24 protein-coding genes are annotated in these 25,046 nt (G+C 38.3%); 20 read left to right on the plus strand and 4 right to left on the minus strand.

Annotated features, from left to right (window positions below):
• Positions 1-31 precede the first annotated feature (31 nt).
• From Pas1_RS01645 to Pas1_RS01680, 8 genes are read left to right on the plus strand one after another with little or no spacing between them, the layout of a single operon-like run.
• Positions 32-715, plus strand: a complete 684-nt coding sequence (locus Pas1_RS01645; protein WP_112294297.1) for a WbqC family protein — start codon at positions 32-34, stop codon at positions 713-715.
• A complete protein-coding gene (locus Pas1_RS01650; protein WP_112294298.1) occupies positions 712-1,368 on the plus strand; it encodes an acetyltransferase in 657 nt (218 codons plus the stop codon). Before Pas1_RS01645 ends, Pas1_RS01650 begins: the two co-directional genes overlap by 4 nt.
• The gene (locus Pas1_RS01655) at positions 1,369-2,136 is read left to right on the plus strand and encodes a phytanoyl-CoA dioxygenase family protein (protein ID WP_112294299.1); all 768 of its coding nucleotides are present in this window, start codon (positions 1,369-1,371) and stop codon (positions 2,134-2,136) included.
• On the plus strand, positions 2,096-3,058 hold the full coding sequence (locus tag Pas1_RS01660) for a hypothetical protein (RefSeq protein WP_136625596.1): 963 nt from the start codon (positions 2,096-2,098) through the stop codon (positions 3,056-3,058). Before Pas1_RS01655 ends, Pas1_RS01660 begins: the two co-directional genes overlap by 41 nt.
• A 2-nt stretch (positions 3,059-3,060) precedes the next feature.
• Complete coding sequence (locus Pas1_RS01665; RefSeq protein WP_112294301.1) at positions 3,061-3,834, plus strand: phytanoyl-CoA dioxygenase family protein; 774 nt, start codon at positions 3,061-3,063, stop codon at positions 3,832-3,834.
• A complete protein-coding gene (locus Pas1_RS01670) occupies positions 3,831-4,568 on the plus strand; it encodes a class I SAM-dependent methyltransferase (protein WP_112294302.1) in 738 nt (245 codons plus the stop codon). Before Pas1_RS01665 ends, Pas1_RS01670 begins: the two co-directional genes overlap by 4 nt.
• Before the next feature lie 2 nt (positions 4,569-4,570).
• Positions 4,571-5,287: a TylF/MycF/NovP-related O-methyltransferase gene (locus Pas1_RS01675; protein ID WP_158525977.1), complete on the plus strand. Its 717-nt coding sequence runs from the start codon at positions 4,571-4,573 to the stop codon at positions 5,285-5,287.
• Complete coding sequence (locus tag Pas1_RS01680) at positions 5,287-6,240, plus strand: glycosyltransferase family protein (protein WP_112294304.1); 954 nt, start codon at positions 5,287-5,289, stop codon at positions 6,238-6,240. Before Pas1_RS01675 ends, Pas1_RS01680 begins: the two co-directional genes overlap by 1 nt.
• A gap of 192 nt (positions 6,241-6,432) precedes the next feature.
• Here the strand turns inward: Pas1_RS01680 and Pas1_RS01685 are convergent, their stop codons facing one another.
• A complete protein-coding gene (locus tag Pas1_RS01685) occupies positions 6,433-7,830 on the minus strand; it encodes a hypothetical protein (RefSeq protein ID WP_112294305.1) in 1,398 nt (465 codons plus the stop codon).
• 12 nt (positions 7,831-7,842) lie between these two features.
• On the opposite strand from Pas1_RS01685, the gene Pas1_RS09860 reads away from it, so the two are divergent.
• The 9 genes from Pas1_RS09860 (at position 7,843) to Pas1_RS01730 (ending at position 17,330) form a co-directional block, all read left to right on the plus strand.
• Entirely contained in the window at positions 7,843-8,634 is a 792-nt protein-coding gene (locus tag Pas1_RS09860; RefSeq protein WP_112294306.1) for an ABC transporter permease, read from the plus strand.
• Between the two features lie 3 nt (positions 8,635-8,637).
• Positions 8,638-9,369 carry an ABC transporter ATP-binding protein gene (locus tag Pas1_RS01695; RefSeq protein ID WP_112294307.1) on the plus strand — a complete coding sequence of 244 codons (732 nt, stop codon included), beginning with the start codon at positions 8,638-8,640 and terminating at the stop codon, positions 9,367-9,369.
• A gap of 80 nt (positions 9,370-9,449) precedes the next feature.
• Positions 9,450-10,973 (plus strand): hypothetical protein, encoded by a 1,524-nt coding sequence (locus Pas1_RS01700; protein WP_112294308.1) that lies wholly within the window; start codon positions 9,450-9,452, stop codon positions 10,971-10,973.
• Between the two features lie 279 nt (positions 10,974-11,252).
• Entirely contained in the window at positions 11,253-12,482 is a 1,230-nt protein-coding gene (locus Pas1_RS01705; protein WP_112294309.1) for a glycosyltransferase family 4 protein, read from the plus strand.
• Positions 12,483-12,637: 155 nt separating this feature from the next.
• Entirely contained in the window at positions 12,638-13,132 is a 495-nt protein-coding gene (locus Pas1_RS01710; RefSeq protein ID WP_112294310.1) for an acyltransferase, read from the plus strand.
• The gene (locus tag Pas1_RS01715; RefSeq protein ID WP_112294311.1) at positions 13,129-14,301 is read left to right on the plus strand and encodes a glycosyltransferase; all 1,173 of its coding nucleotides are present in this window, start codon (positions 13,129-13,131) and stop codon (positions 14,299-14,301) included. Before Pas1_RS01710 ends, Pas1_RS01715 begins: the two co-directional genes overlap by 4 nt.
• A gap of 2 nt (positions 14,302-14,303) precedes the next feature.
• Entirely contained in the window at positions 14,304-15,467 is a 1,164-nt protein-coding gene (locus tag Pas1_RS01720; protein ID WP_112294312.1) for a glycosyltransferase, read from the plus strand.
• Positions 15,464-16,588 carry a glycosyltransferase gene (locus tag Pas1_RS01725; RefSeq protein WP_225971632.1) on the plus strand — a complete coding sequence of 375 codons (1,125 nt, stop codon included), beginning with the start codon at positions 15,464-15,466 and terminating at the stop codon, positions 16,586-16,588. The genes Pas1_RS01720 and Pas1_RS01725 overlap by 4 nt, the downstream gene beginning before the upstream one ends.
• Positions 16,581-17,330 (plus strand): glycosyltransferase family 2 protein, encoded by a 750-nt coding sequence (locus tag Pas1_RS01730; protein ID WP_112294313.1) that lies wholly within the window; start codon positions 16,581-16,583, stop codon positions 17,328-17,330. The genes Pas1_RS01725 and Pas1_RS01730 overlap by 8 nt, the downstream gene beginning before the upstream one ends.
• A 589-nt stretch (positions 17,331-17,919) precedes the next feature.
• Here the strand turns inward: Pas1_RS01730 and Pas1_RS01735 are convergent.
• Positions 17,920-18,882, minus strand: a complete 963-nt coding sequence (locus tag Pas1_RS01735) for a site-specific integrase (protein WP_112294314.1) — start codon at positions 18,880-18,882, stop codon at positions 17,920-17,922.
• Positions 18,883-18,900: 18 nt separating this feature from the next.
• Here Pas1_RS01735 and Pas1_RS01740 point away from each other — a divergent pair.
• Positions 18,901-20,090, plus strand: a protein-coding gene (locus Pas1_RS01740) for an IS3 family transposase (RefSeq protein WP_112294315.1) whose coding sequence is annotated in 2 segments (ribosomal slippage) — positions 18,901-19,168 and positions 19,168-20,090 — 1,191 coding nt in all. Because the reading frame shifts where the segments join, the coding sequence is not laid out codon by codon here.
• A 327-nt stretch (positions 20,091-20,417) separates the two neighbouring features.
• On the opposite strand, the gene ispH is transcribed toward Pas1_RS01740, so the two are convergent.
• The gene (ispH, locus tag Pas1_RS01745) at positions 20,418-21,365 is read right to left on the minus strand and encodes a 4-hydroxy-3-methylbut-2-enyl diphosphate reductase (RefSeq protein ID WP_112294316.1); all 948 of its coding nucleotides are present in this window, start codon (positions 21,363-21,365) and stop codon (positions 20,418-20,420) included.
• A 170-nt stretch (positions 21,366-21,535) separates the two neighbouring features.
• Positions 21,536-23,308: an ABC transporter transmembrane domain-containing protein gene (locus Pas1_RS01750; protein WP_112294317.1), complete on the minus strand. Its 1,773-nt coding sequence runs from the start codon at positions 23,306-23,308 to the stop codon at positions 21,536-21,538.
• Positions 23,309-23,628: 320 nt separating this feature from the next.
• Here Pas1_RS01750 and Pas1_RS01760 point away from each other — a divergent pair, with 320 nt between their 5' ends.
• Both Pas1_RS01760 and Pas1_RS01765 read left to right on the plus strand, forming a co-directional pair.
• Positions 23,629-24,606: an NAD-dependent epimerase/dehydratase family protein gene (locus Pas1_RS01760; RefSeq protein ID WP_112294319.1), complete on the plus strand. Its 978-nt coding sequence runs from the start codon at positions 23,629-23,631 to the stop codon at positions 24,604-24,606.
• Between the two features lie 84 nt (positions 24,607-24,690).
• A complete protein-coding gene (locus Pas1_RS01765) occupies positions 24,691-24,894 on the plus strand; it encodes a hypothetical protein (protein ID WP_136625597.1) in 204 nt (67 codons plus the stop codon).
• Positions 24,895-25,046 lie beyond the last annotated feature (152 nt).

Consider the following 25,046-nt stretch of genomic DNA (forward strand, 5'->3'; position numbering starts at 1 on the left):
ATTAAATAAATATTATATTTAGGGAAAATTAATGAAGATTTGTGTTATGCAACCATATTTCCTTCCTTATTTGGGTTATTGGCAACTCTTAAATTATGTTGATAAGTTTATAATTTTTGATGATGTCAACTATATAAAAAAAGGTTATATAAATAGAAATAAAATGCTTTTAAAGAACGGCTTGTATCAATTTACCCTGTCAATAGATGGAGCCTCACAGAATAAAAAAATATGCGAATTGAAATTATTGGGTGACCATGAAAAAATCCTTAAAACAATTTCTCAGGGATACAAGGACGCATTAAACTTTGAAACCATATATCCATTTATGGAGGACATATTTAGTTTTAGGTCGCCTTGTCTTGTTGATTTCATTGAGCATTCAATTAAAAAAATATGCGACCTACTTTCTATAAAGGTGGAAATTTTAAAATCAAGCAAAATTATTTTGAATGAGTCCGGTGCAAATAAAATTATCCCCTTATGTAAACTGCACTCTGCAAATGTTTATGTGAACCCAGTTGGCGGAATGGAGCTCTATAAAAAGGATGATTTCCTAGCCCATAATATTGACCTAAGATTCATTAAGTTAATTCCATTGGAATACGATCAGTTAAATACCCCTTTTCATCCTAATTTATCAATAGTAGATTTTTTATTTAATGTTCCCAAGGCGAATTGGGGGCGGCACCTAGAGGGCTACGAGATCATATGAGTAAAATTATAATTTTTGGCACAAAGGAAAACTCTGAGCTTGCCCATTATTACCTTAAGAACGATAGCGATCATGAGGTAATTGCATTTTGTGTGGATGGAAAATATTTGGAGAGCTCAAATTTTAATGGCTTGCCAGTAGTGGCTTTTGAAGATCTTGAGAAGACTTGCCCGCCAACTGAGTATAAGTTTATAGCTCCACTCGCGCCAACATCAATGGGGTTGATTAGGCAGGAAGTGTTTAATAGAGTATGCGGAAAAGGTTATGAATTTATAAGTTACATTAGTTCAAGAGCAACAAATTTTTCCTCAAAGATAGGAAAGAATTGTTTCATACTTGAAGATAATACGTTACAGCCTTACACATCAATTGGCGATAATGTTCTTATGTGGAGCGGTAATCATATTGGCCATCACTCTACAATAAGGGACCATGTTTCTATAACCTCCCACGTTGTGATTTCCGGAAGATGCGATATTGGAAGCAACTCCTTTTTTGGAGTTAACTCTACTGTGCGTGATGGCGTAAAAGTTGCGGAGGGTACTTTTATTTCATTGGGGGCTGTAATTACCGGTGACACTGCGCCTTGGTCTGTCTACAAGGGGGCTTCAGCGGAGCTAACTAAAATTCCTAGTACAAGGGTCAAATTTTAAATGCCAATTTTTGATATAAATGCTCAACCAAGGGTAGAAAGTGGCTTAATTTCAGAGGCTGTTTTAAAAAGAATCTATCATGAGCTCGGAATTATTTTTGGTCGCGATGGCATCGAAAATTATGATCAACTTATACTCCTCTTGGAAGAGGCTGCCAAAAATAATTTCTCTGATTATTTAAATAAAATCAAAGCTTGCTCAAGATCAATATTCATTAGGAATGTTTTAAGTTCTGATCAGCTTAGTCAAATTGCCGCACGTTATGGAATCAAGGCGCCAGTTTCTTTTTCACCTCCTGTAATGCATATCTCAAGCGCCAAACTTCTTCCGGAAGCGGGGGATTTGAGTCCGCATCAGGATTGGCCGAGTTGTCTTGGTTCTTTCAATTCAATAATTGTGTGGATTTGCTTGGGGGGTGCAACAAAGGAATCGGGGGGGTTAGATTTTTATTGCTCTGACAGGCGAATACCTTTATTAGGGGGCGCAATAAATCCAAGTGTTATAGAGTCTCGGCCTGAAGATTTAGCACAATTTGAAAAGAAGTACTTCTATGTTTTACCTGGTGATGCGATTGTGTTTGGACATTTTTTACCTCATGGCTCTCAAAACGGCAAAACTAGAATAGCAATATCACTCAGAATTGAGGATGCAAGCGACGTTTTTTGGCAAAAGCGAGGCTATGAATACGCTCAAATAACTCAAATTAATAGAAAGCAATTTACTGAAGATGAATTATTCGACATCAACACCCTTATTAAGAAGAATTAAGTGGGTTTTTAATCCTCAAGACCACGCAGATTTGGGCTTTACTCATGCGCAGGTTCCCACTCCTTTGATAATGGAGGACAGAATTAGGGTTTTTGTATCCGGAAGGGTGGGAAAGATTAGTCATGTATTTACTATCGATATAACGCCTCCACCGGAGTGTAGGGTTATATCGATAAGCAAAACCCCCATATTTTCTCCAAATCATAATATTGGTACCTTTGATGACGAGGGTGTGATGCCCAGTTGTTTTGTAACGAGAGATGATGGAGAGATTCAATTTTTATATAGCGGTTGGAATTCGCGTAATACCATTCCGTATCACAACAGTACTGGGATTGCGAAATATCTTCCGGTAGAAAATAAAATGGAGCGACTCTTTGATGGACCTATTTTGGAGAGGACTTATTTGCATCCATATTTAGCTGTTACCCCAACAGTTTGGAAAAATAAAGGTGGTTTTAATGCGCTATACATTTCCGGACTAGAGTGGATTAAAGGGGAGGATAGATATGAGCCACTTTATGTTATCAAAAAAGCAACATCAAAAAATTTATTAGATTGGGATAGGCCTATTGAGCAATTTATACCATCAAGGCACAATCTTGAATGTTTTAGCAATCCATCCGTAAGGCATGATACTCATGAAGTTTTTGATGTGCTTTTCTGCTCTAGAAATGCATTTGACTTTCGTAGCAACCCATTAAATAGTTACAAAATTGGATACGCCAGCATTGATGGGAATGCCGTTATTAGGGGTGATATCCAGTGGACTGGATCACCTGCATCTGTCCTAGAGAATGTAATGCAATGTTATCCATCATTCATAGAATGGGGGGGTAAAACATACGTTATCTACAATGGGAATGCATTTGGGGCAACCGGTTTCGGGTTGGCTGAATTTATTAAATCTGGGGAGCAATAGGAATGCAAAATTTAAATTTAAAAGATTTTGCGCATGGCATTCATATTGAAGAGAATGTATTTAATACTGAAGAGATAGAGCAATTACGTGTTGCATTCTATGAGGTCCTTGAGTTGTGTGAATCGTATAGGGCAAAAATGGGGATTGAGAGCGGTATGGATAATACCGTGCACCACGTTCTATTTATGCGGGAAATTTTTCAAAAAATGATTCAGAAGACCGAAAATAAAAAAATATTAGACCTTTTTTTTGACGGAAAAAAATATATATTAAACTCGTTAGGTGGCAATAATAATACTAAGATTAATTATGCAAGCAATATTCATAGAGACGTAAGGTTTTATACTGAAGATAAATTAATGTTGAATTCAATTTGGTGTATTTCACCATTAAATATGAATACTGGCAGTACGCAATTTTTGTTGGGTAGTCATTTAAAAGAAGGCCCCCCCTCTCAAAAAGAGTTTGAAGATTCTTGCATTAGTATCACGGCAGCTGTTGGAAGTATTGTATATTTCGACTCCAGAATCTGGCATAGGGCTGGTAAGCCAATAGAGGGTCTTAAAGAAAGGGTTATATATACACCAATTTATAGCAGAGCATTTATTAAGCCAGGATTTGACTACAGTTCGGCTTGTCAAGCCTCAGAATCCTTTGATGACTCATCAGATTTTTTAAAACAATTAAGCTCATACTTTTCAGATGTTCCAAGAAATCACTTGGATTGGTATGGATTTAATAAAAGACGCTTTTATATTAAGGATCAAGATATATGATTGATTCAAAAATAAAGCATGAAAATACATTAAATTCAGGCAGTAGATATGCGGCTGACTTTGATTATCTAATGCATGATTTTTGTATGAATAAGTTCTCAGAAAGGCTTAAAGGGAGGCAGTGCCTTGAGCTTGGATGCTATCACGGCGAAATGACGAAAAAGTTATCAAAAGTATGTAATTCCGTAATGGCCCTAGATATTGATGAAGAATGCATTAACGCTAGCAAAAAGGCTTGCTTAAATCATTCCAACGTTACATTTTTTCACTCTGATTTTTATAATTTCAAAAATTATAAAAATTATGAGGTAATTTATTTTTCACATGCGTTAGAACATGTGCCAGATGATTTCAAATTAATATCCTATATTAATGATCAAATGAATCATAATCAATTGATGATTACTATTGTTCCAAATGGTACAAGCCTATCCAGACAGATTGCCGTAGAAATGGGATTAATGAAAAATCCACTGGAGGTCACTGAATTCGAAAAAAAGATTGGTCACCATAGAACGTATGACATCAATTCTTTAACCAATCTTTTTAAAAGCGCTGGAATGACCATTTTAGAGTCTGGAGGAATTATGCCTAAAATATTCTCCAATAATCAGTTTGATAGAAGTTTGCAGGCAGGAATAATTGATTTAAATTTTTTAAGCGCACTTAATAGCTTGAGTGATAAATATGGGGAATTATGTTCCTCAATTTACCTGGTTACCAAAAAAGGATAAGAATGAAAACTGAACGTCTAATTATGTCGAGCGAAAGAGAGAAATCAGAGCTACTTTTGAGGGAGATGGGCGAAAGTCTTAATTTGTCACATGACAACCCTTACCTATTTGTACGGACTGGATTAATTGCAAAATTATTTTTTTACAAGGAATTGTATGAAATTATAGAGTCAGTACCAGGAAGTATCGTGGAGGTTGGTAGTTGGTTTGGGCAGTCATCAATATTATTTGAAAATATAAGGGCGATATTAGAGCCATTTAACTACTCTAGGAAGATCGTTAGTTTTGACACATTTAATGGCTACAAGGAAACCTCAGGCCTAAATATAGGAAGTGATGAGATTCTAAAATATCAGGTGGGTGATGATTGGTTAGATTTGTTGGGCAAAATTCAAGGCGCCCACAAGTCAATTAATAATTCTGTTTCAAGATTCGAGAATGTTAGCGGTGATATCAGGGAGACTATTCCAAAGTATCTGGAAGAGAATTCTGAGCCAATCGCGCTTGTTTATTACGATATTGCAACCTATGAAACTTTAAAATTTACCTTTAGCACCCTTATGCCATATATATCAAAAGGAGGGGTTTTTGTTTTTGATGACTATGGTTACCAATATGAAGGGGTAAATAAGTTCATCATTGAACATGGAATAAATAAAAATTATCGATTAGTTCACAGTAAGTACTATAAAAGTAAAGTTTATCTAGTGGTGAGCTGATGGAGTTAAGTTCACTAGCGCCGGTGTTGGTGGCAACGCACACGCGCATTGATCACTTGATGCAAACAATTTCAGCGTTAAGGCGAAATGAACTAGCTTCCAAAACCCATCTATTTATAGCTTCCGATGCCGCTAGAAGCGAAAGTGAACAGCAAAAGGTTTTAAGAATAAGGGAGTACATTAATTCTATCGATGGTTTTTGGGCTGTTACTAAAATTTTTAGAGAAAAAAATTTCGGACATTTCCAAAATTTTCAAGATGCTACTAACATGGTGTTTAGAGACTACGATCAAATCATAAAGCTCGAAGATGATATTGTTACTGCGCCGGGATTTCTAAACTTTATGAATCAAGGCTTATTAAGATACAAAAATGATAAAAGACTAATTTCTATTTCAGGGCACCTATGGGAAGGCGTAACTAGTTCTGGCGATACGATGCTATTACCTGCCGCTAATGGTTGGGGTTGGGCTATTTGGAGGGATAGGTTTTACTTAAATGATCACAGCCCTTCGTTGGCTAAAGAATTCCTAAATAACCCTTATCTATTTTTAAAGATGTGTCTTACAAATCCAAGTCTTTTGGGTATGGTTAATGCGATTGCAAATAAAAAATTAATTGCAGGGGATGTAAGTTGGGCGCTCTACATCATTAAAAATGATAAGCTGGTTCTTTTTCCCGGCGAAAGTTTGGTGAGGAATATTGGATTTGATGGTTCTGGTCAAAACTGTACGGCTGATGAAAAATTTCATCAGCAATCTATCTCAATAAAAACAAATTTTACTTTTGATGATCACTCCGAGGGGGACATTAGAGACTCATCTAAAAAACTCTTTTTGCATTATGGCGGATATCCGCATATGATTTACCAAATATTTTTGTATTCCGTAGAAAAGTTATTCGGTAAGCGGGGGTTTGAAAGTTTGAGAAAATTAAAAAACTTTGTGTTTTAAAATACCAATTTATAAAAAAATATATCTAGTTCCTGGAGTTATATATTTTCTACCTGATAAAAATCTATAAATTTGAGAGCTGAATTATTTATTCAATATTGCCTCATCTTAGAAATTAGTTGCTTGCGCAGATTGCACCCAACTTCCTAAAACCACTCCTTCAAGAGTATTACTAAAGTTGATGGTAGATTCTTATTTCTTATTTTGGAAAGCATTTTTCAATTCCTGATGAAGCTCAGTTAGAAATATTTTAGGATTTAAGTAACCAGATTTTCTTGAACGTTCTTCAATGCGAATTTCTAATTCTGCGGAATTAAAAATATGTGCTTTTATTATATTTTCAATTTGCGATGATTTTTCGTAAATATAATCACTATTCATCGTTTGGTTCATAATACTAGCAGCCATCTGATTAATCCAAAATCGCCCATTCCTGCAAATCGTTGGTATTCCAATGCTTAACCCAACTATCGTTCCTGATCCGCTTGAGTAATTGGGGATATCTAGTATTGTATAAACATTCTTCTTTAGAAAATTTTGCAATTGATCCATTGACATGTGTTTTTCAAAATATACATTCTTCAAATTCCAGCCGTAAGAGCTTAGTTTCCCTATTAAATAATGTCGATACTTCATCCCAATAAAAATAAATTTAAATTTGTTGGAGAGGGTGGCAAATTCTTCAAGAAATTCAGGGCCAATTTTAAACTGCTCGGCTATTATTGAAAAATGATATTTTTTTGGAAAGAGGTTTATTTTTAATGAAAGTGAGGGAAGATTCCATCCCCCCAAAACATTTAACCCTATTATTTTTTTTTCGGAAACAAATGGAGCTGCAGTCACTAATTTTGGGATAATTAAGGCATCGTAAAAGTATTTATTTGAAGTTGTTATTAAGTTGTAGTAGTTGAGTACATAGGCTGAGGTATGTTTTAAAACTTCTAATGTTTTGGTTGGTCTTAGAGGCCCATCAGCATCGATAATAAAGTCTACATTTGAATTGCAATAAGTTACTGCTGAGCTTACATCCTCAAAGATAACAAGCTCCAGCCCTTCCGGAGGGTTTTCATCTGGAAAATCATCAAATTTGCATAGAACCCATTTAATTTTTGAATTAATCTTCGTATAAGAAAGAATAGTTTTTTCAAAAAAATGTGAGCTGGTATAGCTACAAAAAAATCCAATAGTAATATATTCGCCAATTTCTTTGTATTTATTAACAATACAAAGCGAATCTTCTTGCCTTGTTGAATCTAGGTAAGGTACCCACTCATTTTTTGTCAGAAATATTCTTGGTAGTAGCTCGGAAGATATGTGTGAATGATTTTTTTCATAATGGAACTTTCCTGAAAGAAAGTAGTCTAAATCTTGATTATTTATTATTTTATGGAAGGGTTTTGGCAACCTTTTATGCCCCTCAATAATAAACCAATCGGCTAAGGCAGAAACTTTATATCTAAGCCCACTCAGTCTAAGGTTTACCTTATTGGGAAGGATTTTAATAAGAAGTTTATGTAAGGGGGTGCGCTTGAAAGCTAAAAATTTTCGCCAGTTTTTTTTCCAAATTGATATATTATGATGGTTTGACATGTTCTATTTGATATGAATTCTTTATTGCTTGGTTTCTATGAGTTAGTTGCTGCCCTTGGTTTTCATCCCAGCTGGCTATTTCTTGGCTTTCAAGAAATTAGGCTGAGATATAGGCGCTCTGTCCTGGGCCCCATATGGCTAACACTGAGTACTGCAATCTTCATACTAACACTTAGCTTTCTTTGGTCTTCAATTTTATCCTCTGACCTTAAAACATATGTCCCTTATTTTGCTATAGGGCAGATTATTTGGGTTTGGATATCAACATCAGTTGCCGAGTCCTGCGTTGGATTTTCTCTATACGAGGGAATGATTAAGCAGGTGAAATTACCTTTCCCTATATATATTCTCAGAATTTGTACCAAAAATTTTATAATCTTGCTACATAATTTTGTTGTTATTCTTATTATTATCGTCTTGATTTTTCCTTCGGTAGAATTCTTTTCATTCTTATTGGTAATTCCAGCTCTTTTAATAATTCAAACTTGTATTTTTTCGGTATCTCTTTTTTTAGGGATCGTTTGCACTAGATATAGGGATATTACCCAAATTGTTACTAGTCTTATGCAATTAATGTTTTTCTTCACACCCATCATGTGGTTTGTTAAGAGCTTGGGATCGCGTCAATGGATTGCAGAATTTAATCCCTTATATCATTTGATTTCGATCATACGACTCCCATTGCTTGGACAATTTCCTACTTTATTAAATTGGGTGTGGGCTATATCAACCACTATTTTGTTATTGGTAATTGCTTTGCGGTACCTGGGAAAATATACTAAAAAGATTGCTTACTGGCTTTAAATTATGACTTCAATAGTAGCTAAGAACTTATCCATTTCCTTCACCATCAGGCATGCTGGGTATTTCTCAGCCAAAACTAAGTTTTTAGGAAGCCTTGTAGGTGGCAACTTAAAGCGCAAGGAATCTGGTGTCTATGTCTCAGCTGTGGATGATGCTAATTTTTCATTCCAAACTGGGGATAGGATTGGTTTGTTTGGTCATAATGGGGCGGGAAAGTCAACTTTGCTTAGGGCAATTGCGGGCATTTATGCCCCAGTTTCTGGTGGTCTTGAGGTGAAAGGAAAGATCACATCCCTTTTGGATATTTCGATGGGCATGGACCAAGAGGCAACTGGCATAGAGAATATTCTTATGCGCGGAATAATGATGGGGATTCCCGTTAAAAAAATTAAGAGTCTCATAGGTGAAATATCAAGCTTTAGTGAGTTGGGTGATTATTTGCACATGCCGGTGCGAACATACTCTTCGGGAATGCAGCTCAGACTTGCATTTGCTATCTCAACATCTATTGAGCCTGAAATTCTTCTTCTGGATGAATGGCTTTCGGTGGGGGATAGCCAATTCCAAGAAAAGTCCGAACAAAGAATGTTGGATATTACTAAAAAAACAAAAATTTTAGTTCTTGCGAGCCACTCAAAGGAGCTTATTCTTAATACATGCACCCGTTTTTTTTCGGTGTCTCATGGTCAAGTTAATGAAGTGTCGGCTGATATTTTCCGAACACAGCCTCTTTAAGACGTTCAAATATGATTTACAGAATCCATGTTTGAGATTTGCTACCCCATCATAAATTTATAATTTTCAATTAAATTTCAATGATAAAAGATGAAAAAAACAATGCTTTATTCTTTTCAGTAATAATAATTTTATTTTTTGCTGCTGAAATAATTTATTTAGATACAATTTCACCTGAATTTTGCGCTGCATATCTTCAGGTTATGAATATAAATTCATGGACAGAAGTATTTAAAAGCTTCATAAAATTTAGCGACTATTGGTATAGACCATTTACCTTCAATTTTACTAATTACATCCTTTTTAACCTAATAGATTTTCGGAATATATATTTAGTTAAACTAGTTGGGATAATAATAATTTCAATTAGCGCTTTTATAGGTAGCAGGCTCGCCAAATTAGTTTTTGGTTCTTCACCACTAGAACAATTTTTTATTTTTTCATTGTTACTATTGCACCCTGTATATATAAGTATTGCTTATGAAGGCTCTGGGATTGTAGATCCAATATTTAATATATTTTTAAATATATATTTAATATCTTTTATTAAAATAATTAATATATGTAAATATAAAATTAATTATAGATCTATATTTTATTATTTTACCATTGCATTTCTTGCATTGCTGATAGCTCTCACGAGCCAAGAGAGGGCAACTACATATATATTTTTGTGCGTAAGTACTGCTCTTTTTTATTTTTATACAAATGAACTTAATTTAAAAAAACCAATTTTACTCTTCATCTTAATTTCAGCATTATTTTTATTGGCTTATTGGTATTTTACTTTCCTTCCAAAGAGGGCAATGTCGGGTGCAGATTATAGAAGTACATTTGAGTTTAACTATGTTTTAGAAAATATTTTAAGGGGTTTTGAGATCCCATTAAGATTATTTCTAAAGCCCTTTGGAAAGCATTATGATTCCCACTTTAATTTTATTTTTAATATTTCGGGAGTAATAATTTTAATAAATACGATTTATTATTTAAGAAATTTAATTAAAAGTGGTGAAGGCGAGGAGTTAAAAAAAGTTTTATTTATATTTATTTTGTATCTCAGCTCACTTCCTATACCAATTTTTTTCGGCGGCAATACTTGGCACTTTTATACAGCCTCGATATATATAACCATATTATATGGACGCGCCATTTATGTGAATATAGCTAGAAATAATTTCCTGAACCGAAATACAAAATTAATATCTATTATATTTTCAGTCTTTGTTTTGGTTCAATTTGAAGTCGCTGTAAAGCAAGAGTTAAGCAGTAATGGTGTTCGCTATAGTGAGTATGTTCGAGTTGTTGCAAGAGGCTTAAAAGACCCTGTTATTAAGGGCCTTCTAAATCCTAAAGTAATTTTTCTAGACATTAGTTCAAGTCACCTTGATGGTGACTGGCAGTATGGTACCGGAAATATGTTCAAATTTATTTTCAATGATCCCGCTATTGTAGAGATTCCGGTTGTGGATGGTGAAATTCTTGATGGCCATCAACTTAAATGTAAGGAAATATATGGAGACTTTAATGAGTATACATATCTGAAGTTCATTCAATCAAGCATATCCTGGGAAGCAGTTGCGCCTAAGAATTATTGCAATTTATAGGCACACTAATTCACCAACTAATATTCTTATGATTAGGTTGAATTGATATTATTTTAAATTAAGAAATTTTGTAAATATAAAAGCCAAGAAATCCTTGTTTATCTCTTCATATAGGCGCTTATCGAATAAGTGTAGTTTATTGCCATAACCGACGTATATAGGTCAATTTAATTTTTACAAAAACTAGATTGATAAATTGGCGTCCTTGACTCTATTTGCAATTGAGGTTCATGTCATATAAAGAGCTGGTATGAATCAAATAAATTTTTAAGGTTTCGTATGAATGTAACTCATTTGTCCCATTCTGATTCTTCTGGCGGGGCTGCCCGAGCGGCATATAGAATACATCGGGCGCTATTGGATGCAAATTTAAATTCAAGTTTATTGGTTGATAGCTCAACAATCGATGATTCGACTGTTTCTGCACCTTATTCTTCTATTAGAAAACTGCGTAATTTAGTTGCTCCGCAAGCTGTTAAATTTTTTAGAAAATTTATTACTACCTCTAATCTAGCGCTACATTCCCCTTGTATTACACCCTCTGCAAGAGTGGTTGAATTAAACAATAGTCCTGCTGATATAGTTCATTTGCATTGGATCGCCTGGGAAATGTTATCAATATCGGATATAGGGAAAATTAAAAAGCCCATTGTCTGGACATTGCATGATATGTGGGCATTCTGCGGTGCAGAGCATGTTACTCCGGAGTTTAGATGGAGGGAGGGATACCATAAGAATAATCGTCCTTACTATGAGGGTGGCTTTGATCTGAATCGATGGACGTGGAAAAGAAAGGTTAAGCACTGGAGCAGGCCAATGCATATAGTGGCCCCAAGTAGTTGGCTTGGCCAGTGTGCTATGGAGAGTCAATTAATGCGTGACTGGCCAATCTCTGTAATTCACAATCCCCTTAACCTTAATATCTGGAGTCCTGTACCAAAAAATATATCGCGAACATTGTTAGGGTTACCGCAAGATATTCCTTTGGTTATGTTTGGGGCAATGGGGGGAGGGCTGGACCCCAACAAGGGGTTTGATTTGTTGATAGATGCCCTGAGACACCTCTCGGGAGAAGGTGTTTATTTTGAGGTTGTCATCTTTGGCCAAAGTGAGCCGCCGATAAAGCGCGATCTAAACTTTGTAACCCATTATTTGGGGCACTTAAATGACGACTTGTCATTACGGTTGGCTTATAGCGCGGCAGACTTGATGGTTGTACCATCTCGTATAGAGTCATTTGGGCAAACTGCTTCTGAGGCTCACGCATGTGGAACGCCTGTCGTTGCATTTAATATAGGCGGATTACGCGACATTGTTGACCATAAATCAACGGGGTATCTTGCTGAGCCTTATGACACTATAGATTTGGCAGCTGGCATAAACTTTGTTTTAAAAAATTCATCAAAATCACAGCTAGGGCTGGCGGCTCGAATTAAAGCGGAGAGGTGTTTTGATGCCAAAATAATTTCTAAAAAGTATAGAGATATTTATAGCGAGATAATAAAGTGACAACTCCAACTGCATAAAATTCTATAAGACTTGTAAAATATATGAAATTTTATAAGGGCTTAATATGGTTAATTTAGTTCACTTATGCAATATATTTCGAAAAATAGTGTGAATAATATAAAGTCTAAGCTAAAGACATACCCACAGGGATCATTATGATTCGCCATATCTTTAATATCATTTTCTGCCTTTTGCCCCCAACGAGATTTTTTTCTTTTCGTAATTGCATGTTAAAAATAGCTGGAATTCGGGTGGGCTCACACACCTCTTTCTGTGGACGATCTTGGATTTATGGTCGAGGTAAATTAACAATAGGCAACCATACCTGGATTGGTCCTGGGGCAGTAATTTTTACCAATACTGAGGCGGAGATATTCATAGGCAATAACTGTGATGTAGGTCCCGGGGTTGAATTTATAACTGGCAGCCATAGGATTGGCTATTCAAGCAGGCGCGCTGGAGAGGGGTTTGCAAAATCAATAAAAGTTGGAGATGGAGTTTGGATCGGTGCAAAAAGTATCATTCTGGGAGGTGTCACGATAGGTGCCGGCTCAATCATAGCAGCGGGTTCATTGGTGAGGGCTGATGTACCCAACAATTGCCTGGTCGCTGGTGTTCCAGGAGTTATAAAGAAAAAATTGGGTTTATGAAGCGACGAGTAATTTTTATGTGTAATGCGTTAGATGACCTTACAAGAATCGGGCGCGACATTACAACCGATAGTCCTGCAGCAACAAAAAAAATAATTATGCTTTGTAAGGCATTGCGCATAAGTGGTGTAACCGCAGTTATATTAAGCATGGGAAGAGGCGGTGAAATTGCATGCTGGAAAAATTTTTCGGCATTAGTTCGACGTGTCGATGGGGTGCCAATAATCTATATTCCATTCTCAACTATACCTATTTTTTCACATTTACTTTCATCAATAGCATTAGCCTACTGCATTTTTATATTACGTATACGGCGCTTTACACATTTAATTTACTACAATCGTACCGCAACCTTCATTCCTTCGTTACTTTTGTCGAGAGTATTGGGGTATGTGAATATTCTCGATCTAGAGGACGGGGAAACATCAGGAGTTAGGAGTGTTTTAAAGTTTCTACAACTAAAAATAGTTTCTCAGTTGTTCGATAAGATCTGCATAAAAGCGCTATTGGCTTGTAGCGCACTAAAGGCTTTTACCTCCATAAGACCTGTGCTTTGTTATTACGGTACAGCATCCCCTTCGCCAGCTACTCCTAGATTTCAATCTAAAAAGTTAACTGTTTTAATGAGTGGAACTTTAAGTCATGAAACTGGTGCTGAATTGCTGATAGATGCTATTGTGATGTTACGTCAAAAAAATGAGCCATGGGTAAGGGATATTAGATTTGAGATTACAGGAAAAGGGGAGAGTCTAGATCGATTTCATTTGCTGGCTTCCGAGCTATCCATTCCAAATTTAGTAGTTCATGGACGCCTTTCTAGTCCAGAGTATTTGAATATATTGAGCAGCGCTGATATCGGTCTTTCGCTGAAATTAATCGGAGGGCCATATGCAAATACAACATTTCCATCAAAAGTTATTGAGTATGCAGCTAGCGGTGTTTTGGTTTTAACTACAGAAATTAGTGACGTGCGAAAGGTTCTTGGAGAGGGGGCAATTTATTTAAAGCGTGACGAACCATCCGAGCTTATTAAACTTTTAAAGTTTATAGCCCTTAACCAAAAAGACGCATTAAATTACTCAATAGTTGGGAGAGATGCTGTTCAAAAAATTTGTATGCCAAGGATTGCTGGTGAAAAACTCTCTGAGTTTATTTTCGGATCAGTCTAGTTGTGGGTTACGATATATACACATGGCAGTCAGTTCTTACTGACCATCAGGCTTATACCTACGAAGCCCTTGCCAAACAAGCTGGCGGCGAAGTAATACCTTATGTGGTAACAAAAGAAGATGAGATACGTAAAATACAGGGATGGCAGGACTTAAATCCTCTGTCAAGTAAAAAAAGGCTAATACCAAGAAACAATTTTTTTTGGTTTTGTTTTTCTGTTATTCGGGAGCAGCGAAATAGTGTTCATATATTTGCATCCCCATTTTCAGACATAAGATTTATTCCATGTATGTTGTTCGCCTCATGGCTGGGCGCTGAATATTATATTATTTCCGAGTCTTACTCCCCAAGGCTTGATGGATATTTGCAGGAAACTTCCCCATTTTTTGGGTATATTAAAGTTTTGATTCGCCCTTGGCTATATAAGTTGTATGGATCATTACTTAAATCGTCTGTGGCTGGAATTTTTACAATATCCCAACGTTCTCACGCTCAATTTCTGGGTGCAGGCTTTCCAATTAGTAAGTTATTTGGATTTGGCTATTTTATACCTCAGCAAATAAAAGACGTTGATCAGTCGAGAGACGATATGAGGTATTCATTTAATCCAACCCTTAAAATTATTTTTATAGGCAGCCTTCTAAAGACAAAAGGTTTTGATTTGCTAATTGATGTTGGCAAGATTCTATGGAATCAAGGTTCAAAAATTTCGATAGATATGTATGGTCCAGGAAATTCTGATTTATTACGCTTTTCGTCAAGAAATATTCAGTATGGGGGGGTAATCCCATTTGGGAATTCTCAGGGTGTAATGGGTAAATATGATTTAGTGCTTGTTCCTAGCAGGTATGATGGATGGGGGGTGGTGGTTAACGAAGCGATTCTTGCTGGTGTACCGGTTATATGTAGTGACGAAGTGGGCGCTGGAGTCCTTATTGATAAATTTAATTGTGGAGTAAAGTTTAAGTCAGGTGATATTGATGAGTTATCCCATCAAATAATCAGGCTTGAAAAAAATGCTAAGTCGCTAAAGATATTGAAAGAGAATGCTGGCAAGGCTGTGAAATTTATTGACCCAGAAATTGCGGCTATTTATATGCTCAGAATAATTAGAGCCCCTCATTCAGAGAGGGCGACCATACCATCACCTTGGTACAAGTCATGATGTCTAAACCGTCATTAAGCAATGGTATAAGAGTTCACCTTACAAATGTAACTGGAGCGGGCGCAAGTCAGCTCCTAAAGTCGCTACTTCCTGCGTTAATCAGAGAAAATAATATACATATCTCCGAAATATATTTGCCGGATATCGGCCAACTATCTCATTTTAGTTCTACATCAAGAAACGTAGTGCTTCGTAGATATAAGCGTTATATGCCCAAAGTGATTTCAAGATTTTTGGAGTGCACTTTCTTGGCTTACAAATTTAATGGCGACTCACCCTTGCTAGTTTTGGGGGATATTCCACTTAGAGTTAGATCGCCACAAATTCTTTTTTTGCAGTCCCCGCACCTAACAAGGCCTGCTGGATCAAAATTAAAACTTAGTGAGTTGAAGTACGTAGTTGCCAGATTCATTTTTCGCTTTAATATGAATAGAGTTGACGCGTTTATTGTTCAGAGCAAAATTATGCGAGATACCCTCATTGACACATATCCATCAATCCGGGAAAGGGTTCATGTTGTTTCTCATCCAGTGCCAGAGTGGTTATTAGCCTGTAAATTTCAGCGAGATCCAATCCCCCTAATTGAAGAGCGGGGCCTTCGATTAATATATCCATCAGCAGATTACCCGCATAAGAATCACAAGATACTTAGCAAAATACAAAAAACACAATCTGTGAAATGGCCGGTTTTAGAGCTTAAGTTGACGCTTAATAACGTCATTAATCCCGCTCCTACGATACCATGGGTCCATTGCGTCGGTTTTCTCTCTCCGAGCGAATTGATTGACGCCTATAAAGGGGTCGATGCTTTATTATTTTTGTCAAACAAAGAAAGTTTTGGATTTCCATTATTGGAAGCGATGTTTTTAGGTTTGCCGGTAATTTGTCCTGATCTGCCTTATGCGCATGCTCTTTGTGGAAAGGGGGCAATATATTTTGATCCTGACAGTATTGAATCTCTTGAGAATGCTTTAAATAGATTAAAAGATTTGCTTAAAAAGGGCTGGAAGCCAGATTGGAATGCCAGCCTTAGTTCTGTGCCAAAAAGCTGGGATAGCGTGGCTGCAAGTATCTCTAGAATAGCTATAAATACTAAAAAGATTGCAGGATGCGATGAATAATTCGAAAATTTCAATCATTACTGTTGTTTATAATCGCGAGGACCTGATTGCTCAAGCAGTCATGAGCGTGCAAAGTCAGGATTACCCATTCATAGAGCATGTAATAATTGATGGTGCCTCTAATGATAGAACAGTGCAAGTTATAAAAAGTCTAATTCGAGATGAAGATATTCTCGTAAGTGAGCCAGATAAAGGAATTTATGATGCACTGAATAAAGGGATTCGTTATTCTAGTGGAGGTGTTATTGGCGTTCTCCACTCCGATGATTTTTTTGCTGACCAATCTGTCATCTCAGAAGTAGTAAAGATTTTTGAAAACCCTTCGGTAGATATTGTTTATGGTGATTTAGATTACGTATCCAAATCTGATTCAACCAAAACAATTCGTCATTGGATTGCTGGGCAGTTTTCAAAAGATAAGCTTTCTTGGGGGTGGATGCCTCCTCACCCTACTATATTTATTAGGCGCAGCGTTATTGACGATTACGGCACATATGACACAAGCTATAGAATTTCAGGAGACTATGATGCAATTCTTCGTTACTTTAGTCGGGGCGATATTCAATCCGCTTACATAGAGCGTGTTTTGATAAAAATGCGAGTCGGGGGTCAGAGCAATAGGTCTTTAAATCATTTATTAATTAAGATGAGGGAGGACTATCGAGCTCTAAGATGCTATAAAGTCGGCGGTATCTGTGCTTTATTCTGGAAAAGTTTAAGCAAAGCCCACCAATTTTTCTAAACTTTTAGTTTTTCGCTGCTTGCGCATAAATAGATCCAACTAATATTAGCTCTATATGCAATTTACTTCCTACTTTTATGGGTAGGATCGCTATGGCTCTATGCGATAGTTTCATTAAAGTTAAAGCATGTTGCCCGCTAGTCTATCTCTTAAAGGATTCATCTTGGAAACTTTTATTGGATCTTAGTCAATTTTGCGTACATACCCCTTGACGACTACAGGGGCATTATTTCGGCTTCTCAGTGTGGGTTTATTCATAAGCTGCAAGTGACCGTCCCACGCCTAATTTTTCGTTAACTTTTTCTTCTGGGTTTATATCTCTAAGAAGATTTTTTTCACTTCTCACGCTTAAATTTCCCTCTGAGTGTAAATTTAAGCAGATAAATCAACTATTAGTTGATTTATCTGCTTAAAAATAAACCACTGATTACCCTCAGAATTCAGTCGCCCTCAAATTTTTAAGCATTTCGATTCAAATTCGCACTACTTGTACTTTATGGTGGACCAAATTGCAGTTTATGGGGACCAACTTGCACTATATGGGTAAACCCACCGTGGGGTTTAGTGCGCAACTGTAGATTGTTAAATCCTAGCTAGCTCTAACGCTGTGCTCCAGATATCTCATAACAGTATCAGTCTTGGACCATCTTCCGCGTTGCATGATGATTGGCATGCTTGCTCCCGAATTGAGTAAATCCTGCGCGGCACCTACTCTCATTGAATGGCCGCTGATCCCTTCAATAACTAATTCATCGAGTCCTGCATTCCTGGCTATTCGTTTGTATATGCGATTGACCTGACCTGAACCCAGACTGCTGAGTGAAATTCTTCCCCCGCGGTCAATACCGACCATGAGGTATTCCTGTCCTTCAGGAAGTTCATTCATCCACTCCACCAATGCTAGATGGGCTCTTCGACTTAGATGTAGCCATTTCCTTGTGGAGTCTTGATCGGTCTTGCTTTTTCTCAGGAGAATGGATGAAGTCTCAGTACCATTCTGAATGTTGATTTTGATATCCTTGACTTTTAGCGAGACTAATTCACTACGTCTGCATAGGGTGTCATAGGCCACTAGCAATAAAGCCCTATCTCGAATGCCTCTAATCGAATCATCGGTAGCTAATAACAACTTCTCCAAGGTATCTGCATTGATGCTGCCAGCCTGACTACATGAGCGCCCTAACTTGCGATGCATTCTGCGCATCTCAAGAACGACATCTGGATCTTTGGTGGGGTCTGGATGGCGATTGAGTTTATGAATGGTTGCGATACCAGCTACTGCTCTTCGAATGCTGGCAGATGATCTCTTACCATCACTCATTTTTATAATAAAGCTTGCGATTGTCCGAGGGTGAGTGGGTAATGCATTCTCCTCTTCTTCATCGCAAAAGTGAATCAGTTCATTAAAGTCCGCTTTGTAAGCTCGAATGCTTGCTGGTGCATATGAACTGACCTGATTTTTAGTACCACTCCAGAAGAGAGGATTTTTGATAATTGAACTGACCTGATTTTTAGTACCACTCCAGAAGAGAGGATTTTTGATAATCTTCACCTTAAAGGAGTGCTAAATATGGCAAAAGGCCAACGTCTTAAACCCGAGCAAATCGTCACCTTATTGCGTCAAATCGATGTTTTAACCACCAATGGCAAAACCTTAGCTCAAGCTTGTAAAGAAGTGGGAACGGTTGAGCAAAGCTACTATCGCTGGCGCAAGATCTATGGTGGTATGAAGGTCGATCAGGCAAAGAAGTACAAAGATCTGGAACTGGAAAATACCCGGCTTAAGAAGCTCGTAGCGGACTTATCACTACGAGAGGTGATGCTCAAGGAAGTCATTAAGGGAAACTTCTAAGCTTACGACCAGCGGAAGTCCCTTCAGGGACTAGGCGTAAAAATGCAGCGCAGCTGCTCATGGACCAGCATTCTATCTCTGAGCGGACTGCCTGCAGTTTAGTGGGGCTATCTAGAGCAGCGTATCGCTATATGCCATTGCCTAGAGATGACGAAGAGCCCCTTAGAGCCGAAGTCATCCGCATGGCCAGCACCTATGGCCGTTACGGTTATAGATTTATTGCGGGCATGATGCGTAACGCTGGTTGGGGGCAAGCGACTACCGCTAAGGTTGCTCGCATCTGGCGGCAAGAGGGTCTGAAGATCCCACAAAAGCAGCCTCCTAGAGGCAGGCTCTGGCTCTCCGATGGTAGTTGTATGAGGCTAAGAGCCAACCACCCAAATCATGTTTGGAGTTATGATTTTGTCTTTATTAGAGATGCTTATGGTGGCAAGATCCGGATGCTCACCATGATTGTCCCTAAAGGGATTTCCTTTGGTCATGAGTTCACCAGGAAATGCTTAACGATCCACTGCGCTAGAAGGATTGGCTCGATCCAAGTGATTGAGCAGTTGGCGAACGCCATGATTACTCACGGCATCCCCGAGCACATCCGAAGTGATAATGGCCCAGAATTTATTGCTAAAGAGCTGCGTAGTTGGTTATCTGGCATTGGAGTAAAGACAGCCTACATTGAACCCGGGAGCCCTTGGGAGAATGGTTTTTGTGAAAGCTTTAACGGCACCTTTAGGGACAACCTTTTGGATGGGGAGATCTTTTATAGCTTAAAAGAAGCCCAGATCATCGTGGGGGAGTGGGTTAAGCATTACAACCATGTCAGGCCGCATAGCGCTTTAGGTTACAGACCACCAGCACCCCAAACCCAAGTACCCCAAATAATACAAAATCAACCCATGTTGCTGCAATGATTTACTATAGAAAAACTCTCTTTGGTAGTGGACCTAAATTGACAGCAGTTCACACTAAATCCCTTTTTGTCTTAATATAAGCAAAGATTAATAGTTTAATTTTAGGAATTAATATGTTTGCAAAAACAATACTCAGCGTTCTCTCCCTTGGTATAACGATAGTAGGGTTAGTGCTATTTTTTAATACTGGTGAGTATTACATCTTCATTATTGGTATGGCATGCTATTTTTTAGCTACTATATCAAGCTCTTTTTTCAAAAGCTGGAATAAATAGTCCTCATTATTGGACGTATTTTATTTCTAGAAATAGAAATTAAGCGGGATGCCTAAACCAAGCCTTTAGGCAAAGAAAAGTTGATGTTCTCAGCGATACCTTTCATGGGTAAGACCACACCTTTTGAAAGCGCTTTGATGGCTTTGATTACTTTTGCCGTTAATTCTTCGGGAGCTGATGCGCCAGCAGTGATGCCGATGTTGCGCACTCCAGCAAACCACTCTGGTTTTATATCCAGGGGTTCATCTACTAAAAACGCAGGAACCTGCATCTTCAAAGACAATTCTTGAAGTCTTTTGGAGTTTGAGCTGTTTGGGCTGCCAACGACAATCACGATCTCAACTAAAGGCAGCATTGCTTTAACAGCATCCTGTCGATTTTGCGTGGCGTAACAAATATCCTGTTTCTTAGGCGCGTGAATATGCGGATATTTCTTGACCAGAGCGGCAGTGATTTCAGAGGTTTCGTCTACCGATAGGGTGGTTTGAGTAACAAAGGCGAGCAATTCAGCTTCTTTAAAACTTAAGCCCTCTACATCAGCTACTTTTTCTATGAGGTGAACTGGAGCATCAATTTGTCCTATCGTGCCTTCAACCTCAGGATGTCCGAGGTGACCGATCATAATGATTTGATAACCACTTGCGTGCAAGCGAATGACCTCAGCATGCACTTTTGAAACTAAAGGGCAGGTTGCATCAAAAACTTTTAGATTGCGAAATTGAGCTTCATTTTTAACTGCTGTAGCTACACCATGTGCACTAAAGATCAGAATAGCTCCCTCTGGTGCCTCCGCTACGTCGTTAATAAAAATAACTCCCCTTGCCTGAAAATCTTTGACAACATAGGCATTGTGAATAATCTCATGCCTGACATAAATGGGGCTGCCATATTTCTTCAAGGCTTCTTCAACAATCGTGATGGCCCTCTCGACACCGGCACAAAAACCTCTGGGCTGGGCTAAAAAAATTTGTTTAGATTGATTGGCGTCTGAAGAAAGCATGGAGTGTTTAAAGTATGACTAGTGAGCTACCATCGGATTGCTGCTTAAAACATTAAGCCTAAATGCCAATAATTTTTTCGTTAACTAGTGTTTACTCTAATTATCGGTATAAACCCTTGGAGTCCATAGAGCACTGAACTCCTGAATTTATTCCCTAAGGGGATGCTCTGTTAGCGATCAGTAAACTGAAGTTTAGCTAAACGGGCATAAAGCCCACTTCGTTGAATTAAATCAGCATGAGTACCGGTCTCAATGATCCGTCCATGTTCCAGTACGATAATTTTGTCCGCTTGCTTTACGGTGGAGAGTCGATGGGCAATCACAATAGTTGTCCTATGATCCATTGCTGCCTCAAGAGCCCGCTGTACAAGTAATTCCGACTCGGCATCTAAGGCGCTAGTAGCCTCGTCCAAGAGTAACAAGGCCGGATTTTTTAATAAGACTCTTGCAATTGCAATCCGCTGTTTTTGTCCTCCGGACAAGCGGATACCTCGATCACCTAAGAAGGTTTGATATCCCTCTGGTAGTTTGGAAATAAATTCATCCGCTATGGCGAGGCGAGCTGCAGCTAGAACTTCATCATCAGTCGCATTCATCCTGCCAAAACGAATATTCTCCATGGCATTATCTGAAAAAATCACAATATCTTGGGGAACAACGCCGATCAACTTTCTTAGCGCTTCGAGCTCAAGCTTGCGAATATCGATGCCATTGAAAAGAATTTCTCCGCTAATGGGGTCATAGAAGCGCTGTAATAGTTGAAAGAGCGTGGTCTTCCCTGCGCCTGATGGGCCTACGATAGCAATTCTTTGACCGGGCTTAATCTCTAGAGATAGATCAGTCAAAACACTATTTTGATTCGATGGATAGTGAAAGTTCAGATTATCTATTTTCACTTCAATACCAGCTGCACTGACTTGGGGGATTGATTGCGCAATAGCAAGAGCTTGAACCGAAGACTGCACATTTAAGAGTTCTAGAAGGCGGTCGCTTGCACCAATCGCTCTTTGGGTATCGCCGATGACTTCAGAAATACCTGCTATCGCTCCCGCCACAATCACGGCATACAAAATGAACTGAGACAATTCTCCAGCAGTTATTTGATTGTCCATGACTGCATAAGCACCAAGCCACAGCACCAAGATAATGCTAGTAAAGCCAAATAATATGGCTACGAATGTAAGTAATGCTCTTGCCCGTGTGCGAGTAATGGCTGCATCAAGAGCAGTATGAATGGATTGATTAAAGCGCTTAATTTCAATGTTCTCATTAGTAAATGATTGAATTGTCGGTATCGCATTTAATTTTTCACTAGCCAAGGCAGAGGCATTCGCAATCTTATCTTGTGAGTTTCGAGAAAGCTTTCTGACTCGTCTACCCATGATCACGGTTGGAATGATGGTGAGTAATAGGGTGGCAAAAATCAGTACTGATAATTTAGGGCTGGTAATAAACATCATGACCAAGCCGCCTGCCAGTAAAAGAAGATTTCTGATGGCCATTGAAACGCTGGTTCCAATGAGTGTCTGGATCAGCACCGTATCCGTATTTAAGCGTGAAAGTATTTCACCGCTATGAGTGAACTCGAAGAACTCTGGGCTCTGCTTGATAACGTGGCTATAAACTGCGGAGCGAATATCAGTCGTAATTTTTTCGCCTAACCAGGACACCATATAAAAACGCAGAGACGTTCCTAAGGCCACTAAGCCAGCAACAACAAATAGCGTTAAAAAAGTAGTGTTGATTTGGTTGCCGCTGTTGGTATTAAATCCCAAATCGATAATTTGTCTAAAAGAGAAGGGGACAGCCAAGGTTGCGCTTGCAGCAAGTACTAGACTGAAGATGGCCAATACAAATTGTTTTTTATATGGCTTTAAAAAAGGGAGTAGCGCTGCTAGGGTGCGAAATCCACCGGGACTTGTTTTGTTGCTCTGCTTGGTCATTGAATAATCCCTAATAATTATCTATGATAGTTCACTTAGATTGGATTAAATTTTTTTAGTGACTACAGGAAGATGGCAGGCGAAAGCTCCGTAACTCATAAAGCACCCCTCTATAAAAGAAGCCCTTGGCTACCCCGTGGTCAAGTGCGCAGGCTCATTTTTCTGGGGCTCATTACATTGACTGCCTATGGATCTACTAGGCATTGGTTCTTCTATATCTTGTTGCTTATTTCAATTATTGCCCTCTCTCCCAAGGTATTACTAGCCACCGCTTATTACTACGGAAGATCTGCATTATTTCTTGGCCAGCTCTTTAGTAAATGAAGATCTTTTTGACTGGGGCTAGTGGTTTTGTAGGCAGTCATTTGATTGACTCTTTGATCGCGGAGGGTCATGAGCTTGTATGTCACTTTCGTACACCGCAAGCTATCGATATTCAATCTCACTCTAATACTGCGGTTTGGTCGGGAAGCCTGAATGATGTGGAAAGCTTATCCAAGAGACTGCAGGGTTTGGATGCCGTAATTCATTGCGCAGCAGAGATGAAGCTTTGGGATTCAGAAAAAGCATTATTAGAGACTAATGTTTTCATGACAAAAAATATTCTAGAGTCAGCAAAGCAGGCTGGGATTAAGAAGTTCATTTACATGAGTGATGCCTCGATTGCTAAAAATCCATTGGGACAAAATCTGAATATTTCAGAATCTCGAGCTTTGCCACTATTAAAGGACTTTCCTTACAGTCATAGCAAGTCCCAAGCAGAGCAGTTAGTCCTTCACGCTGGGAATGAAGCACTTCAAACAATTAGCCTCAGGCCTTCTTCTGTCTGGGGCAAAGGTGATATCGTTGATCGACTCTTGGGCAGAGCTGCTGATCTCAATAAATTTGGCTGGTTTGATCAAGGGGATTATCTCTTCTCAACTTGCTACATTAAAAATCTTTGTGAAGCGATGAATAAGTCGCTGTTGTCGGATTCAAACCAAGAAAGTTTTTTTATCAGCGATGGACCGCCAATGCGGTTTAGGCAATGGATGAGCATGAGACTGAAGGCGGGTAAGTACAAGGTGCCAACCCTATCTATACCCCGTTCCTTTGCCCGACCCCTTGCACGTTTTACAGAAAATGGCTGGAAATACTTGCCGCTTCGCGGTGAGCCTCCCTTAATTAGAGAAATGGTTCACTTAATGGCGCATCCTTTTTCTGTCTCTATTCAAAAGGCTAGAGATCAATTAGCATATGAGGCGCCTTACACCATAGAAGACGGCTTGCTTGAGGTAGAGAAATCTACTAATAGATAGAGGGTATTCCCTAGTCATATTGACTCGATTAATAACGCAGTTTAAAGTTTTCATGAATTGGCAAAACTTGAAAGGATGCAGAGTATGTTTAAATTTCACGACATGAGAGACCGGATTTCCAAGATAGCGGGATTTTTTGGAATGGTGGTCAGCATTACCGTTGCCTTCTATCTAATCTTCCCTGCTGGACAGACCCAATCTAAATTTGCCATGTTTTTAGTGTCCCTAGGCATTGGGATTGCTCTGAGTGTTCTGACATTCAAGGCATTACTAAAGTCGCAAAGATAAGCCTTTACTCTTGGTTAGTAAAAAACCCCAAATGCTCCAGTATTTGGGGTTTTTTCATTGGATTTGTGAATAAGTCATTTCTTGATCTTGGTCAATTGATGGGTATAAACACTTATATCTAATAGCTCTTAAGAAGCTTTTATTGTGTAAGA

The organism is Polynucleobacter paneuropaeus (assembly GCF_003261235.1).
Lineage (GTDB): Bacteria > Pseudomonadota > Gammaproteobacteria > Burkholderiales > Burkholderiaceae > Polynucleobacter > Polynucleobacter paneuropaeus.

Bases quoted from the DNA above. Each gene is read 5' to 3' on its own strand.
- Pas1_RS01750 (WP_112294317.1), bottom strand. From the start codon at position 23,308: ATGACCAAGCAGAGCAACAAAACAAGTCCCGGTGGATTTCGCACCCTA.
- Pas1_RS01730 (WP_112294313.1), top strand. From the start codon at position 16,581: ATGAATAATTCGAAAATTTCAATCATTACTGTTGTTTATAATCGCGAG.
- Pas1_RS01760 (WP_112294319.1), top strand. From the start codon at position 23,629: ATGAAGATCTTTTTGACTGGGGCTAGTGGTTTTGTAGGCAGTCATTTG.
- Pas1_RS01715 (WP_112294311.1), top strand. From the start codon at position 13,129: ATGAAGCGACGAGTAATTTTTATGTGTAATGCGTTAGATGACCTTACA.
- Pas1_RS01765 (WP_136625597.1), top strand. From the start codon at position 24,691: ATGTTTAAATTTCACGACATGAGAGACCGGATTTCCAAGATAGCGGGA.
- Pas1_RS01695 (WP_112294307.1), top strand. From the start codon at position 8,638: ATGACTTCAATAGTAGCTAAGAACTTATCCATTTCCTTCACCATCAGG.
- Pas1_RS01650 (WP_112294298.1), top strand. From the start codon at position 712: ATGAGTAAAATTATAATTTTTGGCACAAAGGAAAACTCTGAGCTTGCC.
- Pas1_RS01705 (WP_112294309.1), top strand. From the start codon at position 11,253: ATGAATGTAACTCATTTGTCCCATTCTGATTCTTCTGGCGGGGCTGCC.
- Pas1_RS01655 (WP_112294299.1), top strand. From the start codon at position 1,369: ATGCCAATTTTTGATATAAATGCTCAACCAAGGGTAGAAAGTGGCTTA.
- Pas1_RS01710 (WP_112294310.1), top strand. From the start codon at position 12,638: ATGATTCGCCATATCTTTAATATCATTTTCTGCCTTTTGCCCCCAACG.
- Pas1_RS01665 (WP_112294301.1), top strand. From the start codon at position 3,061: ATGCAAAATTTAAATTTAAAAGATTTTGCGCATGGCATTCATATTGAA.
- Pas1_RS01670 (WP_112294302.1), top strand. From the start codon at position 3,831: ATGATTGATTCAAAAATAAAGCATGAAAATACATTAAATTCAGGCAGT.
- Pas1_RS01725 (WP_225971632.1), top strand. From the start codon at position 15,464: ATGATGTCTAAACCGTCATTAAGCAATGGTATAAGAGTTCACCTTACA.
- Pas1_RS01700 (WP_112294308.1), top strand. From the start codon at position 9,450: ATGATAAAAGATGAAAAAAACAATGCTTTATTCTTTTCAGTAATAATA.
- Pas1_RS01645 (WP_112294297.1), top strand. From the start codon at position 32: ATGAAGATTTGTGTTATGCAACCATATTTCCTTCCTTATTTGGGTTAT.
- ispH (WP_112294316.1), bottom strand. From the start codon at position 21,365: ATGCTTTCTTCAGACGCCAATCAATCTAAACAAATTTTTTTAGCCCAG.
- Pas1_RS01680 (WP_112294304.1), top strand. From the start codon at position 5,287: ATGGAGTTAAGTTCACTAGCGCCGGTGTTGGTGGCAACGCACACGCGC.
- Pas1_RS09860 (WP_112294306.1), top strand. From the start codon at position 7,843: ATGAATTCTTTATTGCTTGGTTTCTATGAGTTAGTTGCTGCCCTTGGT.
- Pas1_RS01685 (WP_112294305.1), bottom strand. From the start codon at position 7,830: ATGTCAAACCATCATAATATATCAATTTGGAAAAAAAACTGGCGAAAA.
- Pas1_RS01675 (WP_158525977.1), top strand. From the start codon at position 4,571: ATGAAAACTGAACGTCTAATTATGTCGAGCGAAAGAGAGAAATCAGAG.
- Pas1_RS01660 (WP_136625596.1), top strand. From the start codon at position 2,096: ATGAATTATTCGACATCAACACCCTTATTAAGAAGAATTAAGTGGGTT.